The organism is Okeania sp., assembly GCF_983059655.1.
The window spans coordinates 1-17,086 of record NZ_CEZPJD010000029.1; the positions used below are offsets into that span (position 1 = coordinate 1).

Sequence of the window (17,086 nt, forward strand, 5' to 3'; positions counted from 1 at the left end):
TACTTGTTAATATTAACTGTTCCCTGTTCCCTGTTCCCTGTTCCCTGTTCCCTATAAACCTACTTTCATACCTTAATTCAGCAATGCCCATAAATTTTACTTATCAAACAGCTTATTGTTTCAGTTATGTTAATATATTAAGTATTGTTAAGCAATCTGGACATTTACACATTCTTAAAAATTGATTTTTTGGTCAATGAATCTTAAAATATCAAGATCATTTGGTTGGGAATATCTCATAGCATATATAAATGATAAAGAGGTAATATTTTAATTTGTCTCTATTACATGACCTGTTTTTCAATTTCTTACCCTTGATTTTATATTGAGGAATTGTGTCCCAACTATGATGTAGGTAAGGGGTATCCCGTTATACAAATGTTAACGGGAAGGGAATTGCCGACCAACAAATAAACCGCGTAGCGTCCGCTTATTTCTTGCATTGTGTGCTTTTTTTGTATTCTCATTATATCAAGAGTAGCGGTAATACGCACCTGAGAGAACCATGAAAACAAATTAAGTTGGCGCTCAACCGGTGAAAAGGTAAAACTCTTGAGGGAACTTTCCGGAGTACAGAATTGTTTAGTATAAAAAGGCGGTGGATCTTATCGTCTCTGTCTGCTGAGGGTTAAGTGGTTACACTGCCTGTGTTTCGCTGCGCGACATGTAACGCGCAGCGTTGCGCCAGCAAAACAGAAAACCCTATCCGTGAGGTTGGGAAGCATACATCATAATCTTTGATTTGATGTTTGATGTAGGAAAACGTCACAAATCGTAGGTAGTAAGTTAAGTTAAGAATAAAAAACTATGACTAATAACAACATTGAGGAAAAAATTGAGCAAGAGCGCGAACAAGCTCGTAACACTTGTGATGCTTCTGGTGCTACTTCCAAGGAATGTGCAGCAGCTTGGGACGTAGTAGAAGAGCTTCAAGCTGAAGCTTCTCATCAAAAGCAAAACAAGTCTTCAAATTCCTTGGAAAATTATTGCGATAATAATCCTGAGGCTGTTGAGTGTCGAGTATACGACAACTAGAACTAATTCATTGATTTAATAAGCTATTTGATCGTAGCTTATTAAATTTTAAAGATATTAATGTTTAGCTGATAAGCAACTGAAATATTTAACTTATTAATTCAGTTGCTTATCATTAGAAAAAAATATACCATAAATAACTTTTTCAAGTTAATTACGATTATTAGGTAAATATTTAAAAGTTACTATTTTTATAAGTTACTAATTATGTTAAATTTTGTACCCATGGCCATCACATCTGGATTGGAAATTTGGGTCTGGATGGACTATAGGCTAGCGGTATTATTTACTGTGGTACTACCCCTATTTATTTTGATTTGGGCTTTTTTCAAAAAATCTGAAGCTATTCAACGTTTGTTGATTACTTATTGGCGAGTTTCTAGTTTATTGGCAATTACTGTTTACTTAATGATTGCAGCAGTACCTATCAGTTTTTTAACATCATTAATCGCTCGAATTTTAATTCCTATATCTTTGTGGTTTTGGGTAGATTTGAATGAGGAAATTCGAGAATTACGCAATTCTCCTCTGAAGGCTAGTTTAACTTCTTGGCGTTGGGCTACTACTTTTTATAATTTAATCGGAGCATTATTCCAGATTCCTTTTTTGACGTGCGCTTTTAAATCCCGCAATGATTTACTTGAAGATTCATTTTGTAATGTTTGGCTAGACCCTCCATGGTTATTTAAACAAATTTTCCATCCAGACTGGCCTCAAGAATTTATTGGTTTCTTGGGGTTTGCCGGATTAATTCTCTATACAATTTTTCTCTGTTATTTTGTTTTGGTTAAGTTACAAAAACAGGGGCGATCGGCAACAGGCAATTAATATAATTAATAATTAATAATTAACAATTAATAATTACTTCTACTTAAAAAGAATTAGATTTTTTTTTAAAATCATTTGAGTAAAAGTGAATTTGCTATAAGGAATAGAATAAAGCAAATTTTATCGAATAATTAAGGTTGAAAGGCTTTTATTTAGGGCTTGCTGATTAAATCTCAAAGCATTGACTAATATTGGTTGTAGAATTTTTTGATTAGCAGTTTTTCGGTGGAAAAGGCTCAAAAAGCTAGTATTTTGAGATGATTATGGCAGAACAATCAAGGGACGATTCTGACTCCTACCTCTTCTATAATTCCCATTTCTCCTGACTTCACCGATTCTGTTTGCGTAGCATGACAAACTGAAATTATGGCTCCTGCCCTTGCAAAAAAACTTTATTCAGCAAACCCTATTTAAAGAAGAAATAAAGAAAAAAATACTGGCTAATCCTATGCTTTTTAAGGATAGTAAATAATTAGGGATTGCTGAATAAATCTAAAAGTATTTGCATATAAAGGTAAGTGCCTTTTTAGGTCTTGAAAAAGTACCTAGTTTTTAGCTCTAATTGCTCAAAAAGGAGCCTATTTTGGGCCAGATATCGGAAGAACAATCAAGGGACGATTCTGACTCCTACCTCTTCTATAATTCCCATTTCTCCTGACTTCACCGATTCACCGATTCTGACTCCTACCCTTACCACTTATACTTTTTCAGCAAACCCTAATTAAGAATTAATTGTTTAACTATCTACTGAAAGTTATTCAGTGATATTATACAGAGTGCCTTTATCAATTAATAAAGAAATGAATAGCATTTCTCATCGTTTGGAACAATACACAATTAAAAAACCGAATGAAGTATTAATAGTTAAGGTTGAAATTGATGGAGAACCAGATGAAATAGCTATTTTTAAAGGTTTTTCTAGTTCTCTAATGAAACCTACAGCTTTCGACCCAGATATACCAGTATTACCAGAAACAGCTAAAATTCTTAGTATCGATTTGGTTGCTAGTCCCTATAATCCAGAATCACCTACTTATATTAAACAGGGACTGAATAGAGAACAAATGCAGTCCCTGCTTGCAGAAATGGGAATTTAGTAGTTTAGTTAACTCCACCAGAAGCTTGCAGACGCGCTCTAGCTCGCTTTAAGGCTTGTTTAGCCTTAATTTTTGCTTGTAGATCGCCGTTTTCAGCTTTTTCCAGACTAGACTCAGCCTCGTTGTAAGCTATACGAGCTTCTTCCTTGTCAATAGTGTCTCCTTTTTCCGCACCATTAACTAGTATCGTCACTTCATCTGCTTCTACTTGAGCAAAACCACCCATCAGAGCGATCGCTACCCAATCTTTCTGAGGACGAACTCTCATTACTCCTGTATCAAGAGCAGTTAACATAGGAGCGTGTCCACCTAAAATTCCTAATTGACCTGTTGTACTAGGTAAGATTACTTCTTGAGCTTCTGAGTCCCAAACTGTCTTGTCGGGAGATATTACACGCACAGTTAATGTCATTTGTCAATCATTTTTTGTTTATTTTTTCGGGGGAAGGCAGAGGGCAGATACGCTGAAAGTTTCTTTTGCCTGTCTTCTGCTGCGACCAAATAGAACAAGGGTTTAAAAGCCTCACTGAACGAAAGTTCATTATCTCCAAGTCATTTCAGTTATCAGTTATCAGTTATCAGTTATCAGTACCTCTAGCTAAAGCCAGTGGCTTGAAATACTGATAGTCGATCTTTTTTCATACCCTTGAAATGGGATGCTTGAGACCTTCTTTTTTTGGTCAGGAGGGGTATGAATATCCTGTTGACTTGCCCCTTCTGCCTTCTGCCTTCTGCCTTCTGCCTTTTTCAATTGTCTTAGTTACCAAGTTACCAGTTGACTAGTAGGTCTCAGCATCGATAACTAACAAGCCAACTGTCAACATTTTTTCGCCAACTAACGACCAACATAGCCAGTCAGACTATGCTTCTGCCTTCATTTTTTCAGCTTTGGCAATTACTTGATCGATACCTCCCACCATGTAGAAAGCTTGTTCTGGTAACTCATCAAGTTCACCAGATAAAATCATTTTGAAGCCTTTCATAGTATCTTCGAGCTTCACATATTGACCAGGAGAACCTGTAAATACTTCAGCTACAAAGAAAGGTTGAGATAAGAAACGCTCTATCTTACGAGCGCGAGCTACTACTAGACGGTCATCTTCAGATAATTCGTCCAAACCTAAGATAGCGATAATATCCTGAAGTTCTTTGTACCTTTGTAGTGTAGATTGTACTGAACGAGCCACACCGTAATGGTCATCGCCCACTACGCTTGGTTGCAACATAGTAGATGTAGAGTTTAAGGGGTCAACTGCTGGGTAAATACCCTTAGAAGCAAGTCCCCTTGACAATACTGTAGTTGCGTCTAGGTGAGCGAAGGTCGTAGCAGGTGCAGGGTCTGTCAAGTCATCCGCAGGTACATATACTGCTTGAATAGAAGTAATAGAACCTTCTTTTGTGGATGTAATTCTTTCTTGCAATTCACCCATCTCTGTACCCAAGGTAGGTTGATATCCCACCGCAGATGGCATTCTTCCAAGAAGTGCAGATACTTCAGAACCTGCTTGTACAAACCGGAAGATGTTATCAATGAAAAGTAGTACGTCTTGCTTACTAACATCCCGGAAATATTCCGCCATTGTTAGAGCAGATAGACCTACACGCATTCTTGCTCCTGGTGGTTCGTTCATCTGACCGTAAACCAAGGCCACTTTAGAGTCAGAAAGGTTGTCTGGGTTAATTACTCCAGACTCAATCATTTCATTGTAAAGGTCATTTCCTTCACGAGTCCGCTCTCCCACGCCACCAAAAACAGATACTCCACCGTGGGCTTTAGCGATGTTATTAATTAATTCCATGATGATAACGGTTTTACCTACACCCGCACCACCAAATAACCCAATTTTTCCACCACGACGATAGGGAGCTAGTAGGTCTACAACTTTAATACCTGTTTCAAAAACGGAAGGCTTAGTTTCTAGCTCTACTAATTTAGGAGATTCACGGTGAATAGCAGATTTCTCCTCAGTTCCCACTGGGCCTAATTCGTCTACTGGTTCCCCAATCACGTTAAATATTCTACCTAGAGTAGCAGTGCCGACAGGTACGCTAATTGCCGCTCCAGTGTCCACTACCTCCATACCACGAACAAGGCCATCTGTGCTACTCATGGACACAGCCCTTACTTGGTTGTCACCTAGAAGTTGTTGTACTTCACAGGTTACTGAAACATCTTGTCCAGCTTCATTCTGACCTTTAATTGTTAGGGCATTGTAGATTTCTGGAAGATTTCCACTAGGGAATTTAGCATCTACAACTGGACCGATAATTTGAGTGATTTGTCCTACGTTTGTTTTTTCTGCGGTGCTTACCATTCTATTTACGTCTATATGTTTATTTAGCTATCCAAATTAATTTACCGCTCAACTCAAATTTACTTAAAAATCTGAAAGCTTAGTTGTTCGTAGTGGATCGACCACCACAGGGTTAAACGGCAAACCCTTTATTCCTTGGTCAAAGACATCAGGAATTACTTTTTTTATTATATTAAATGACCCATTTACATCTGCATTTAATAATTTATTTTCTCTAGTTTGATACAACCCTCTTGTTACTCTTTTTCCACTGAATTTCGGTTTTTGTTCTCCATATTTAGGCAAATTATCCCCATCTAAGCAGCTTGATTGAGATGTATAAGATTCTTCGGTAATTATTACTTTTATTCCTCTTAGTTGGGCTTTATATCTTAACATCTCTATTAACCTATAGTGAGGAATACTCACAAATTGTTGATTGTTCTTTTTTCCTAATTTTATCTCCTGTTTCCAATTCTGATTCTGCCCAATAACTAAGATTCCTATTTCATGGTTTATACACCAATCTATTACTCTTTTACTTGCTGTATGGAGATAGTTTTCTACTCGACAATTTCGTTTGTGAGTTAATTTTTTTAACCGATGAGAATTACTTTGATTGTGGCTGGTTTGTAATTGAGATTGTAAATAAGAGCGTTGTTTATTATAAAAGGTGTTAATAGCTTTTAATGGTCTGCCTTTAATCAATAGAGGTACAGTTCCTGTTTGATTTGTAGTTACAGCTATTAAGTTATTTACTCCTAAATCTATTCCTGCTATTTGTTTGTTTTCTGTTATTTCCTCCGCTTTTTCATAGACGATTTCTATTACGTAACAGCTACTTTTGGGGATAATTCTGGTTTCTATTATTTCTGTCTGTAAAGTGGGGATTTTTATTTCACTCATTGACAGATGACAAATTCCTTTTTTTAAGGCTTTTTTAGAAATTGATTCATCTGGATAGGGCAGAAGATTTCGGCCTTTTGTCTTATGTTTATATTTGGGGATTTTTGGTTTCCCTAAAAATTTATTTGGCTGTTTTTTCCACTCTCTTAAGGCTGAAAAATAACTACTCCAAGCTAAGTCTAATCTCCTGATTATTTGCTTGCTAACTTTGGTAGGTAAAGCTTGATAATCGTCACTTTTAGATACCTTGTGATAAAGTTCATTAAAATTTAATTTCTTTTTGTTTTCAAAGAAATATTGGCGATAATAGTAATTGGCTAAATTGAACAGATTTTTTGACAGAAAAGCCTTGTGGTCAATTTCTGACCACAAATAATGCGATTTGGTAATAATATGACGTTCAACTAGCTTCATACCTTAATTGTAACTGATAACGATTCAATGGATAGACGACTGAACAAAATTACTCATTTTAGTTTGATAGCTATAGTTATGAGTAAGTTTGATAAACTTTAGATAAGTTTTTCCTTCTGTCTTTACCCACTCGTCAAACTGTGTTAATGCCGTAGTTTTAGAGCAGGGAAATGGCAAGCATTTCCGGGTAGGAACTTTAACTCTTGCCGATAACGTAGTTTTCGTGGGAACTTAGGCTGGTCAGCTACCTAAAGCCAGAGGCATGATACCCCGTCTCTTGAGACTACGCTTTATAAACATCTTTCTTAACATAAAACGTAGACATTAGTGAGAAGTTATGTGTAATTCGTTTGAGAAGCTTTTTCCTCAGAAAAGTGTATTGAAAAATACGTTTTTTTGAAGATTCTTACTCCCCACACTCCCCACACCTCCCTATCTTCCCCACCCTCCCATCAAGGTTTAAGGAATTCCTTATTAGGGATAGCTCTTGAGAGCAGGGTGCTGACCCGGGCTTCTTACTTTGGCCTTTCAACCGAACAAGTTCCACTATCATTTTTTAGAGTATCACTGAAGGGTTCATCAAAGGTGATATTAATTTTTTCGGTGAGGAATTTTTTGTATAAAACTTTGGCTTTCTATCATTTGATGTGATTTTTGTCAAATTTTGCAAACAAATCTTTTGATATATGTTTTGCTCGGAAAATATTTGTCAAATTGATTTAAGAAATTAGCGATCGCTCGATTTTTTTACCTAAAAATTGTTGAATTAATTTTGTACAGCTACTTACTGAAATAATTTAACTATTCTGAATCTGACTTAGCTTTAATACGTCTAATAGGCAAATTTGCTATTAATGCTGTAGCTCTTTGATTATTTTCTAACAAAAATTCTGAATCACTGTCATCTATTTCAACATACCGAGATACTACCTCCATAATTTCTTTTCTCATAGCTTCAATTAATTCTGGATTAATATCAGCACGGTCATGGGCGATAACCAGCTTCAAACGACGCTTAACTTCATTACGACTACTAGAAGTATTTCTAGAAAAAAGTTTTTCTATAATTTCATTTAACATTAGCTTATTGTTAATTAAATAGTTTATTTATTTAGTAAATTGCGCTCTTTTTCTTTTGGGTTTAATACCCCGCCATCTAGACGGTGTTATCTATTAATTTAGGTTATAAGACACGAAATAGCAGGTCGTTGACTTATCCCCATCCAATTTTTCCTTTTTCCCTCTTCCTTCTTCCCTCTTCCTTCTTCCTTCTTCCTTAAATTTTTCCACTTTAAACAACTTTAGATGACAATAATTTACGCAGCCAAGTAAAGAAATTTTCTTTTGGGGGATTTAGGTCAATAAAATCTACTTTTTCTCCATCTAAACGACGAGCAATATTAACAAATTCTGAGCCTGCTAAAGAAACATTTTCTGCTAATACTAAAGGTTCGCCTCGGTTAGTAGATACAATTACCTTCTCATCATCTGGAATAATTCCCATCAATGGGATAGCAAGAATTTCTTCTACATCTTGTACTGACATCATTTCATCAGCTTGGACCATCTGAGGTCTAATCCGATTAACTATCAGATGGATATTCTTAACATTATTAGCTTCTAGAAGGCCAATTACCCTGTCCGCGTCACGGACGGCAGATATTTCTGGAGTTGTAACAATTATAGCTTCTTGGGCAGGGGCGATCGCGTTCTGAAAACCTTGTTCAATTCCAGCAGGAGAGTCAATCAGAATATAGTCATATTTTGGTGTTAACAGATTGACTAACTCCTGCATTTGTTGGGGGGTAACTACCTCTTTCATTCGATTTTGAGCAGCAGGTAAAAGTGCCAACCTAGGTTGTCTTTTATCCCTAACTACTGCTTGTTCGAGGCGGCATTCTCCTGCTAAAACCTCTACTGCCGTATAGACTATTCTGTTTTCTAAACCTAGTAGTAAATCCAGATTTCTTAATCCGAAATCTGCATCAACTACGGCTACTCGACTACCTTTTTGAGCTAAAGCCATGCCCAAGTTAGCTGTACAAGTAGTTTTTCCCACTCCACCTTTACCAGAAGTAACAACAATAATTCTGCTCATAAGCTATTAGAAATTAAGAAATTGTATATGGTCAAAATTTAGAGATTATTTGAGTATTTTAAATTAAGTTTAAAGCTTCTAACAGCATAATAATTATTTCATTACCCAATTTTTTTAGATATATAAATTGAAAAAAATTTGCTATTTGAAGTTAACTTTATAAATATCAGCTTATTCTTATTATATTAAAACTGTGATTTTGTCAAGAAAGATTAATTGTGTACAGGCACTAGAGGTTGAGATTAAAAATTGTCATTATGATTGGGTGGGTGTCATTTCAGTTAGCTTCCTATGGTCGGAGCTACGCTATCAGTACCTCTGCAATAAAGAGGCTTGACATAGAGAATATTTTCTTTTTTATCCCCTTAAAAGGGAAGGCACATACCCACAATTTTTCGGTCAGAGAAGAATCAGTTTTCGACTTACTTTACTTTTTATGACATAACTTAGGGCTTACCGATTGACTCTAAAAGCAATTACAGGTATAGGTTTTAGCTTTTTTTTGCTGTCAAAAAGTGTAACTTTTTAAGCCTGAGCAACCAAAAATTTTAAGATATAAAGACAAAATAGTTGCAGAAAAATCAAGGGATAAAATATTTGACTACCTCCTTTAACGAAGTCAGAAGTCAGAAGTCAGAAGTCAGAAGTTAACCCACCCCTAACCCCATCCACCCCCGTCCCTCCCAGGAGAGGAGCTAGGAGGGGAAGTAGGGGATTTAAGCTCCGCTCCAAAAATATTGCGCCTTAAAAGGTGGGGTTTTAGACCCATGTTATTTTGATAAATTCCCTCTAACTTCTGACTTCTGACTTCGTTAACGGCGTATCTTAGCAAAGTCTGCCATTCTACTAATACGAATCCCTCGATCCATCACATAAGCAACTTCAGGATAAAATTGAGCTGGTGGTTTTTCTGGCCCTCTAGCTACTTGCTCTGCAATTCTAATAATAGTTGGCTCCATCTGTAAAGTCATAATTACACTTTGAGAATTTCCTTTAGCACCAGCGTGGACTATTCCTCGTAAACGGCCCCACACTAAAATATCTCCATCGGCAATAATAGAACCACCAGGATTAACATCTCCTACAATTATTACCGTACCGGGGTGCCGAATTTCTACTCCGGAACGAATGGTCATCTGTAAATATAAAGGTTCAAACATAGGTTGAACTTTTTCTGTAGGAGCTTGGTTGAGAGTAATAATGTCAGATTTTTGCTCTACAGAATAGCCTACTGTGACTGCTGCTACAGCAGTTTGGCGACGTGAAGTTTGAACTGTTGTTAATTCTAGCTCTACTTCTGAAAGAGCTTCAGCTATTTCTTGTAGTTGACGAGTATCTAATAAGCGGTCGAAAGCAATGAGCTGTACCTCTGTTTTTGGCTGCCAAAATCTTTCTCCTGCGTTGAGGCGTTGCTTAAACTGTTGCCAAATTTCTGTCCAGGTCATAGCAGTTGGACTTTCTATCTCACCATTATTAAATTCTGGTGGCAAGAGTAATAACAATTTTCCTTCCTCTGTTTTGAATCTGACTTGTAAGTTGGTACTTACTTCTGGTGTAAAAGCAGGAGTTGTTGAGATAGAATCATCAGAAGACATAGAGTATGGAACTTTACTTTTAATTTTTCTTTTGGCCAGACCATCTTATCATATCAGTTATTGGTTAAGAGTTTTGCTATTGCTCTATCTCTATTGCTTTTTGATGATGATTATCAGCAGATGAAGATAAAGCAATGAGGTAACTTGTATCTAAAAAAACTTCAGCTATTCATTATACTGGGCTAGAAGTATGATATAATATATTGCACGTTTATTACAGTCAATTGCGCTATAAATAAATTATTGTTTGAACTAGCAATTAAATCAATCAGGTAATTATGAGCATCAAAACATTAACGCCTCGTTGTTATGGATGTGAAACAGATTTAGAAGCGATCGCTAAATTGCTAAATAGTAGTGAATCAGCTCATCAATTCAATGAATGGCCTTCTCCGGCAGAAATGCTCATGCAATTGGAAACTCCGTCTGTAGACAAGCAGCGCGATATTTGTTTATGGGAAGATAGCAACAGTCAAGTTATGGCTATTGCGGGATTGATGATTCCAGAAATAGGGGAAGATATTGCAGGTATTTTGTGGTTTCGAGTTGACCCTCAGAGTAAAGGCAATAATTTAGAAGCTCAAATTCTGGAGTGGGGAGAAAGACGAATGGGGGAAGTGGGTAGGGAAAGGAATGTCAAAGTCAAAGTGCTGTGTGGCGCTCATGGCGATAATGTCGAGCGAATAGCTTTGTTAGAAAGTAGTAGTTTTGAAATTGAGCGGTATTTTCTGACGATGGAGCGATCGCTTACTGACCCTATTCCAGAAGCTGAATTTCCAGAAGGTTTCACCCTAAAACATATAGAAAATGAAGCAGATGCAGCAGCTTGGGCAGAAATGTTTAATCAAACATTTATCGATCATTGGAATCATCAAGATATTACTGTTAAATCTGTGAAGGATAAACTCAATGACCCTAAATATCAATCGGAATTAAGTTTAGTTGCAGTTGCGCCTGATGGTACTTTTGCTGCTTTGTGTGATTGTCAGATTCACCCAGAAAATAATGAGTTGAATAAACGCAAAGATGGTTTAGTTAGTATCCTTGGTACCCGACGTGGTTTCAGGAAACAGGGATTAGGGCGTGGTATTTTATTGTCGGCGCTGAAGTTGTTGAAAACAGAGGGGATGGAAACGGCGATGTTGTATGTTGATGCAGATAATCTTTCGGGTGCGACGCGACTTTATGAGTCGGTGGGTTTCCGGAGGGTTAATACTCAGATAGCTTATATTAAGTCAGTTTAGGTAATTTCAGTTATCAGTTATCAGTACCCCTACAATCAGGAGCTTTGAAATATAGAATATTCTATTTTCTCTTGGTCTGATGGATATGGCAAGGAGACCTAGCCTTAAAGTTGAATTAAACAAGGCTATAGTCTATATTTCAGCCATTATTCACCATTACGATACAGGACTACCAAAAATTTTTCTCTACCCCCTTGACAATCTTGTAATATATTATGTAATATATATTTATGCCAGTTATGGGAATGCCTCTAAATCTGGAAAATTCAACCTTGTATTGTAATATAAGGTAGTGATGATTTTGGGAAGATTGGCAATCGCGTAATGCCGTATTACAAATTTTCCGTAGAAAAAGGAGGAGTAAATGTTAGAGAAAAAGAGAAATTTAAGAGATTAAAACACACCTCTATGCAATGCGAACTGTGTGAAAGAGAGATGGCAAAATTAACCGTCCATCACCTAATTCCTAAACAAAACACCAAACGCAAAAAAATTAACCCAGGTCCCACTATTGATATTTGTTCGGCCTGTCATCGGCAAATTCATGCTTTCTTTGATAACAAGCGTTTAGCAAAAGAGTTAAACAATGTTGAAAAACTGAAGAATGAACCACAAATGCAAAATTTTCTGTTGTGGGTAAGCAAGCAAAACTCAAATAAAAGGATACAAGTACATCGTCAAAGGTAAGAATTTTTATTATGAGTGATCGGGAAAATAGCTTCAATAAAGGTAAGGAAGAAGGAAGAGTTAGGAAGACTATTGAGCAAGAAAAAACTTAAATTTCCTGTACCTATTCAACCTTGGGTTTACATAAACGATAAAGTGCGGACATGATATCAGGAGTATTGGTGACAACTGATAACTGATAACTGAGCGGAGATGAAGCAAGAGTGGCTTATTAGGTTCATACCCTAAAAATCAGTGAGTGCAACTCTCACCTCCGCCACCAAACGCAGGTTTTATGTTCCTAAGTTACATAAGATTCTTGTAAAGTCTTCTTATGAGTGCAAATCTCGCCAGGAGTATTATCAAAACAACATGGGTCTAAAACCCCGCCTTTTAAGGCGTAATATTTTTGGAGCCTTGCTCAAATCCCCTACTTTCCCTCCTGGGAGTGGTTAGGGGTGGGTTAACTTCTGACTTCTGACTTCTAACTTCTGACTTCGTTAAGCTTCCATAGCTCAATGGATAGAACAACACTCTTCTAAAGTGAAGGTTCCAGGTTCAAGTCCTGGTGGAGGCGTTGAACAAATTAATGTTCAAAATGTACAACTAAAAAAGGAGGTTATTTTCATTGACTTTATTTAAAACCAACCCGTGAATTGTTCTTAGCGTGACCCAACATTTAGAGCTTACATACTTAGTACGAGAGGAATAGTAACATTGTTAAACACGGTGGGCGCGTGAGAACGGGGAGTACGAAGAACCCGAGAGGTGGGCTTTAGAAGTAGCAATCCTTTAAAGAGTGTGTTCAGAAAACTCATCGGCGGAGTTCCCCTAGTAACTGAGAAAGCGCAGAAAACGCTCTGATAACTTGCACGCTGGACAATTTGCAATATATAGCAGAAGGAAGAGGGAAGAAGGAAAAATTGCTGATTTAAACCTCAAATAATTAATTATGCCTATTTATTTTTACGGTGTTCGTACAAAAATTTATGGTTGCTTTTCTAACTTTTCCCGACATGGTTTTGAACTAGATGGGTTTTGGTGGCCGACGAACGAACATTATTTTCAAGCCCAGAAGTTTGCTACTACAGACCGTCTGTGGTTTGATAAAATTCGGGAAGTCAAAACCCCAAAAGAGGCAGCAAAAATGGGGCGCAGTAGAAAATATCCTCTACGACCAGATTGGGAAAAAGTCAAAGATGCAATCATGGAAGGGGGTGTATTAAAGAAATTTGAAACTCATGGTGATATTCGGGAAATTCTGATGTCTACAGGTGATGAGTTGATTATGGAGAATTCACCTAGTGATTATTATTGGGGTTGTGGTAAAGATGGTACGGGTAAAAATAAGTTAGGACTGATTTTAATGGCGGTTCGTGAAAAATTGCGCTATCGCGTAGCGGTGTGTAGCACTATCGCAACTCAAATTAAAAAATTATCAATTTAATAAAAGGGTACTTGGTGTAATGGTAGCATACGACTCTTGCACAGTCGTGGTAGGGGTTCAAATCCCCTAGTTTCCATCTGGTGTCTGAGGTTGAAGTGGTCGAAACGTCGGTTTGTGACACCGGAGAAAGCGAGTTCAAGTCTCGTCAGACACCCTAATGAATATAATTTCTAATGTAATTGTAATCGTTTAAAATTGTTACTTTAGTCATTTTTAATAATGATACTTTAGGAGTAAAGAGTCAGAATCACGATAGAAATTACTATATTTATTTTCATAATATTCTGACTTTTTTTCAATCATCATAAATCCATCTAAGCTCTATTAGTTTGGCAATGGATAAACCTTCTTCATTTTCTTCAACAATTTTCTGTACCCGCACAGGTTGATTCTCTTGTCTTTCAAACCAATAACCTGAATTACTAGCTAAATAGTTAATTAAAGATGGGTGATGGGAAATTAATAATGCTTGTTTTTGATTCGACTGACAATAGTCAAAAAGTTTCATCAGCCAAGGTTGTATTTCTGGTAAAGCTAGAAAATTTTCGGGTTCATCAATACATAAAGTACAATCGGTTTCTGGAGTACAAAATAGTAAGGTATATAGGGCTATTAATGTTTTTTGACCTTCTGATAATTCGTTGAGTTTATAAGATGTTTTATTAGGAAGATTAAAAATTGCTGAAAGAATTCTTATTTCTCCAGATTTTTGATTTTGGAAAGAATTAAAACCTTTGATTATTTCTTGTAATTCTTGTGTAAGTTGAAGTATTTCATTCAAAAAATCTTGAGATAAATGACTATACCAAGCAGCATAGTTTGACATATTTCTATAAGGATGTTTTGCTTCTTGATGACTGTCTGCCGTTATGGCAAAAGGATTTATTTGAACAATAAAAAGATTGGCAACTAGCTTTTTAAAGGAAGCAAGTTTTTCATGCTTTGATATTTCAGGAATAAAACATACTCCTGAGCGTGAGTAATCAAAATATCTAAGAATATTTAAGCAGTCTTTGGAATCTTGGTCTTCTACTTTTGCTGTAGGAAATCCTTGGGCAATACTCTTGATACTAAAGCCAAATATAGGTTCTTCGTTAAAGATCAATTCTTCATAACCCATTCTGGGAATGGAATTATCTTGATATTCTATTTCTAGAATATATAAATATGTGCCTCCATTTCCTGCAATTTCTAATTCAAATCTCTGGATAGATGAGTTTTGCCATCTAGTTAAATCTTGCTGATGAAAAATTTCTGAGGTTTGATAATATTTTCCCGTAGTTTCAAATTCTCCTAAGATAAATTTTTGGAGTTTATGCAAAACTTCAAAAACTGTTGTTTTTCCCGAACCATTTGCTCCTAGTAGTAAATTTATATTTGAGAATTCAATTTCAAAGTTAACCAGACATTTAAAGTTGTTGACATAAAGTTTTTTTAGCATTGGCAGAATTAATAATTTGGAAAAAAGAAGAAAGCACTTTTAGTATCTTGCCATTATGCAATACTAAACAAGATGGAAAAATGCTTTTTTTGATGTAAAAAAAGTTATTTATCTAAAACTATTTATCTTAACTTTTAAATCTTGATTTTTGAGTTAATTTTGTACTCTTTAAAAAGATTCTTTGAATGGTCTTAAATCAAGTTCGTGAGTCCATGCACTCGAATGTTGTTGATGAATTGCCCAATACGTTTCCGCAATAGCTTCAAGTTGTAATAAACCTTCCTCACCTTTTTGAGAAACAAAATTTGGGAACTTTGTGCGAGACTTTTCCCCATCAATGACACCATCAATAATGACATGAGCAACATGAATACCTTGGGAACCAAATTCTCGCGCCATCCCTTGAGCTAAAGCTCTCAAACCTGCTTTTGCGACTCCGAAAGCTGTAAAAGGTGGTTTTCCTCTTAATGAAGCAGTCGCTCCTGTAAAAATCAGAGTACCTTGTTGTCGCTTTTTCATGGTAGCGATCGCTTGTTTTCCAAATAAAAATCCACCAAAACAATTTTGTTGCCAAAGGTTGATAAAGGTTTCGCTGTCTGTTTCTAATAGGGGTGCAGGAATATTGTTACCAGCGTTGTAGACGGCAAGATCGAGACGATAACCTGCTTTTTCCACAACTGCAAACAGTTGTTCGACATCCTGTTCGACTGTCGCATCAGTAACAACAGCAGTTGCGGTACTCCCTTGTTGTGTGATTTTTTCCACAATTAACTGTAGTTTATCTTCACTACGACCAGCAACAAAAACGTGCAAACCTTTTTTAGCAAAATATTTAGCAAGTGTTGCACCTAAACCTTCTTCTGAACCAACACCTATGACAACTGCTGCAAATTTTTCGCTCATCTTAGTTCTTCCTAAAACTATTAGATATCTCCAATAAAATCATTATCCCACAGAAATCATAAATTCTTTCCCTTCCTGGGAGGGGTTAGGAGTGGGTTCCCTACTTCCTGCTCCCTACGTCCCTACTCTCTCTTTTCTGATAAATTTAGATTTTAGATTTTATGACAATTTTTTGGATGAATATCTCCATTTTACTAACTAAAAGATGCCTGTATCTATTGATATAAATAGCTTTAAACATCCAGAAAAAAAAATTATCCTACCCCCTTGACACTTTATGTATTATTTATGTAGCATATAAATGTGGCAGTCAAAGGAGAAGTAAATAACCTCTAGACAAAAAAGCCATATCTGCACCTTGAAAACTAAATAATTAATCGGAATTTTCACCAATATCCATCAGGTATTACACGAAACCTGAATTACCCATGCTATTACTTTACACTCATGGAATTTTAGGTTGGTTTAAATCTGGTAATTTTCAATATTATCGGCATTTTATCAACCCAAAAAAAGCAGAAAATCAATCGGAAAAATATTCTGCTTTCTCAAATAAAACAACAAAAGAAATTAGTAAACTTCAAGAAGAATATCATCTAGAAAGACGATTCATGTTGTAAAAAATAATATTCAAAAAATTAGGAGGTGGTGATATGGTTCATGTTAGATTTGAAGGACGTTCTTATGATGTTACAGAAAATCAATTGGGCATCAGAGAAAATATGACAGAAAATGCTATTAAAGAACGCCTAGCTCAATATTTTGATGTGGGTAAAGAACGCTTTAATTCCTACGTTTTAGACCATCGTCCCAGTGGGGATTTAATTGTTCGTCCTGAAGCAGTTTACGGTTAAATAAAGCTTCCTTATTAATAGAAATATCTTATCAAAAAAAATTGGGTCTAAAACCCCGCCTTGTTAGGCGTTATGTTTTTGGAGCGTTGCTCTAATCCCCGTGACAAAAACAACTTCTGACTTCTAACTTCTGACTTCTGACTTCGTTATGTTCCGCACCCTAACTGATGAAGCGTACATACATTTTGGTCTACGAAACCAAAGGTTATAGGTTCGACTCCTATCATTCCCACTATTTTTAGGGAATGTAGCTCAATGGATAGA

At 36.3% G+C, this 17,086-nt stretch carries 16 protein-coding genes and 4 tRNA genes; 12 read left to right on the top strand and 8 right to left on the bottom strand.

What is annotated here, in order from left to right:
- The first annotated feature begins 807 nt into the window (after positions 1 to 807).
- The 3 genes from AC3DU7_RS03490 to AC3DU7_RS03500 all read left to right on the top strand — a co-directional run bounded on the left by AC3DU7_RS03490 (position 808) and on the right by AC3DU7_RS03500 (position 2,960).
- Complete coding sequence (locus AC3DU7_RS03490; protein WP_488037978.1) at positions 808 to 1,035, top strand: CP12 domain-containing protein; 228 nt, start codon at positions 808 to 810, stop codon at positions 1,033 to 1,035.
- Positions 1,036 to 1,242: 207 nt separating this feature from the next.
- Positions 1,243 to 1,863 (top strand): DUF3177 family protein, encoded by a 621-nt coding sequence (locus AC3DU7_RS03495; RefSeq protein WP_488037979.1) that lies wholly within the window; start codon positions 1,243 to 1,245, stop codon positions 1,861 to 1,863.
- A gap of 800 nt (positions 1,864 to 2,663) precedes the next feature.
- Positions 2,664 to 2,960 (top strand): DUF7734 family protein, encoded by a 297-nt coding sequence (locus tag AC3DU7_RS03500; RefSeq protein ID WP_488037980.1) that lies wholly within the window; start codon positions 2,664 to 2,666, stop codon positions 2,958 to 2,960.
- 4 nt (positions 2,961 to 2,964) lie between these two features.
- On the opposite strand, the gene atpC is transcribed toward AC3DU7_RS03500, so the two are convergent.
- The 6 genes from atpC to minC form a co-directional block, all read right to left on the bottom strand.
- Positions 2,965 to 3,372, bottom strand: a complete 408-nt coding sequence (gene atpC / locus AC3DU7_RS03505) for an ATP synthase F1 subunit epsilon (RefSeq protein WP_488037981.1) — start codon at positions 3,370 to 3,372, stop codon at positions 2,965 to 2,967.
- Between the two features lie 448 nt (positions 3,373 to 3,820).
- Positions 3,821 to 5,275, bottom strand: a complete 1,455-nt coding sequence (gene atpD, locus AC3DU7_RS03510; protein ID WP_488037982.1) for a F0F1 ATP synthase subunit beta — start codon at positions 5,273 to 5,275, stop codon at positions 3,821 to 3,823.
- A gap of 63 nt (positions 5,276 to 5,338) precedes the next feature.
- Positions 5,339 to 6,574 (bottom strand): RNA-guided endonuclease InsQ/TnpB family protein, encoded by a 1,236-nt coding sequence (locus AC3DU7_RS03515; protein ID WP_488037983.1) that lies wholly within the window; start codon positions 6,572 to 6,574, stop codon positions 5,339 to 5,341.
- Positions 6,575 to 7,375: 801 nt separating this feature from the next.
- Positions 7,376 to 7,654, bottom strand: coding sequence for a cell division topological specificity factor MinE (gene minE, locus AC3DU7_RS03520; protein WP_488037984.1), 279 nt, complete (start codon positions 7,652 to 7,654; stop codon positions 7,376 to 7,378).
- 211 nt (positions 7,655 to 7,865) lie between these two features.
- A complete protein-coding gene (gene minD, locus AC3DU7_RS03525; protein ID WP_488037985.1) occupies positions 7,866 to 8,672 on the bottom strand; it encodes a septum site-determining protein MinD in 807 nt (268 codons plus the stop codon).
- A gap of 812 nt (positions 8,673 to 9,484) precedes the next feature.
- Positions 9,485 to 10,267 carry a septum site-determining protein MinC gene (gene minC / locus AC3DU7_RS03530; RefSeq protein ID WP_488037986.1) on the bottom strand — a complete coding sequence of 261 codons (783 nt, stop codon included), beginning with the start codon at positions 10,265 to 10,267 and terminating at the stop codon, positions 9,485 to 9,487.
- A gap of 278 nt (positions 10,268 to 10,545) precedes the next feature.
- Between minC and AC3DU7_RS03535 the strand changes: the two genes are divergently transcribed.
- The 7 genes from AC3DU7_RS03535 to AC3DU7_RS03565 all read left to right on the top strand — a co-directional run bounded on the left by AC3DU7_RS03535 (position 10,546) and on the right by AC3DU7_RS03565 (position 13,778).
- Positions 10,546 to 11,511 carry a GNAT family N-acetyltransferase gene (locus AC3DU7_RS03535; protein ID WP_488037987.1) on the top strand — a complete coding sequence of 322 codons (966 nt, stop codon included), beginning with the start codon at positions 10,546 to 10,548 and terminating at the stop codon, positions 11,509 to 11,511.
- 324 nt (positions 11,512 to 11,835) lie between these two features.
- Entirely contained in the window at positions 11,836 to 12,198 is a 363-nt protein-coding gene (locus AC3DU7_RS03540; RefSeq protein ID WP_488037988.1) for an HNH endonuclease, read from the top strand.
- 186 nt (positions 12,199 to 12,384) lie between these two features.
- A tRNA-Met gene (locus tag AC3DU7_RS03545) sits at positions 12,385 to 12,460 on the top strand.
- Positions 12,461 to 12,681: 221 nt separating this feature from the next.
- A tRNA-Arg gene (locus tag AC3DU7_RS03550) sits at positions 12,682 to 12,754 on the top strand.
- Positions 12,755 to 13,129: 375 nt separating this feature from the next.
- Entirely contained in the window at positions 13,130 to 13,624 is a 495-nt protein-coding gene (gene ybiA / locus AC3DU7_RS03555) for a riboflavin biosynthesis intermediates N-glycosidase (RefSeq protein WP_488037989.1), read from the top strand.
- 5 nt (positions 13,625 to 13,629) lie between these two features.
- A tRNA-Ala gene (locus tag AC3DU7_RS03560) sits at positions 13,630 to 13,700 on the top strand.
- 4 nt (positions 13,701 to 13,704) lie between these two features.
- Positions 13,705 to 13,778, top strand: a tRNA-His gene (locus AC3DU7_RS03565).
- Positions 13,779 to 13,919: 141 nt separating this feature from the next.
- Here AC3DU7_RS03565 and AC3DU7_RS03570 read toward each other — a convergent pair.
- Positions 13,920 to 15,065 (bottom strand): AAA family ATPase, encoded by a 1,146-nt coding sequence (locus AC3DU7_RS03570; RefSeq protein WP_488037990.1) that lies wholly within the window; start codon positions 15,063 to 15,065, stop codon positions 13,920 to 13,922.
- A 168-nt stretch (positions 15,066 to 15,233) separates the two neighbouring features.
- Entirely contained in the window at positions 15,234 to 15,968 is a 735-nt protein-coding gene (locus AC3DU7_RS03575) for an SDR family NAD(P)-dependent oxidoreductase (protein WP_488037991.1), read from the bottom strand.
- A 428-nt stretch (positions 15,969 to 16,396) separates the two neighbouring features.
- Here AC3DU7_RS03575 and AC3DU7_RS03580 point away from each other — a divergent pair, with 428 nt between their 5' ends.
- Both AC3DU7_RS03580 and AC3DU7_RS03585 read left to right on the top strand, forming a co-directional pair.
- The gene (locus AC3DU7_RS03580; RefSeq protein WP_488037992.1) at positions 16,397 to 16,588 is read left to right on the top strand and encodes a hypothetical protein; all 192 of its coding nucleotides are present in this window, start codon (positions 16,397 to 16,399) and stop codon (positions 16,586 to 16,588) included.
- 33 nt (positions 16,589 to 16,621) lie between these two features.
- Positions 16,622 to 16,822 carry a hypothetical protein gene (locus tag AC3DU7_RS03585; RefSeq protein ID WP_488037993.1) on the top strand — a complete coding sequence of 67 codons (201 nt, stop codon included), beginning with the start codon at positions 16,622 to 16,624 and terminating at the stop codon, positions 16,820 to 16,822.
- Positions 16,823 to 17,086: the final 264 nt, after the last annotated feature.

Coding starts and splice junctions, on each gene's coding strand:
- minD (WP_488037985.1), bottom strand. CDS start 8,672: ATGAGCAGAATTATTGTTGTTACTTCTGGTAAAGGTGGAGTGGGAAAA.
- AC3DU7_RS03540 (WP_488037988.1), top strand. CDS start 11,836: ATGCCGTATTACAAATTTTCCGTAGAAAAAGGAGGAGTAAATGTTAGA.
- AC3DU7_RS03585 (WP_488037993.1), top strand. CDS start 16,622: ATGGTTCATGTTAGATTTGAAGGACGTTCTTATGATGTTACAGAAAAT.
- minC (WP_488037986.1), bottom strand. CDS start 10,267: ATGTCTTCTGATGATTCTATCTCAACAACTCCTGCTTTTACACCAGAA.
- AC3DU7_RS03575 (WP_488037991.1), bottom strand. CDS start 15,968: ATGAGCGAAAAATTTGCAGCAGTTGTCATAGGTGTTGGTTCAGAAGAA.
- minE (WP_488037984.1), bottom strand. CDS start 7,654: ATGTTAAATGAAATTATAGAAAAACTTTTTTCTAGAAATACTTCTAGT.
- AC3DU7_RS03570 (WP_488037990.1), bottom strand. CDS start 15,065: ATGCTAAAAAAACTTTATGTCAACAACTTTAAATGTCTGGTTAACTTT.
- AC3DU7_RS03535 (WP_488037987.1), top strand. CDS start 10,546: ATGAGCATCAAAACATTAACGCCTCGTTGTTATGGATGTGAAACAGAT.
- atpD (WP_488037982.1), bottom strand. CDS start 5,275: ATGGTAAGCACCGCAGAAAAAACAAACGTAGGACAAATCACTCAAATT.
- AC3DU7_RS03580 (WP_488037992.1), top strand. CDS start 16,397: ATGCTATTACTTTACACTCATGGAATTTTAGGTTGGTTTAAATCTGGT.
- AC3DU7_RS03495 (WP_488037979.1), top strand. CDS start 1,243: ATGTTAAATTTTGTACCCATGGCCATCACATCTGGATTGGAAATTTGG.
- atpC (WP_488037981.1), bottom strand. CDS start 3,372: ATGACATTAACTGTGCGTGTAATATCTCCCGACAAGACAGTTTGGGAC.
- AC3DU7_RS03515 (WP_488037983.1), bottom strand. CDS start 6,574: ATGAAGCTAGTTGAACGTCATATTATTACCAAATCGCATTATTTGTGG.
- AC3DU7_RS03500 (WP_488037980.1), top strand. CDS start 2,664: ATGAATAGCATTTCTCATCGTTTGGAACAATACACAATTAAAAAACCG.
- ybiA (WP_488037989.1), top strand. CDS start 13,130: ATGCCTATTTATTTTTACGGTGTTCGTACAAAAATTTATGGTTGCTTT.
- AC3DU7_RS03490 (WP_488037978.1), top strand. CDS start 808: ATGACTAATAACAACATTGAGGAAAAAATTGAGCAAGAGCGCGAACAA.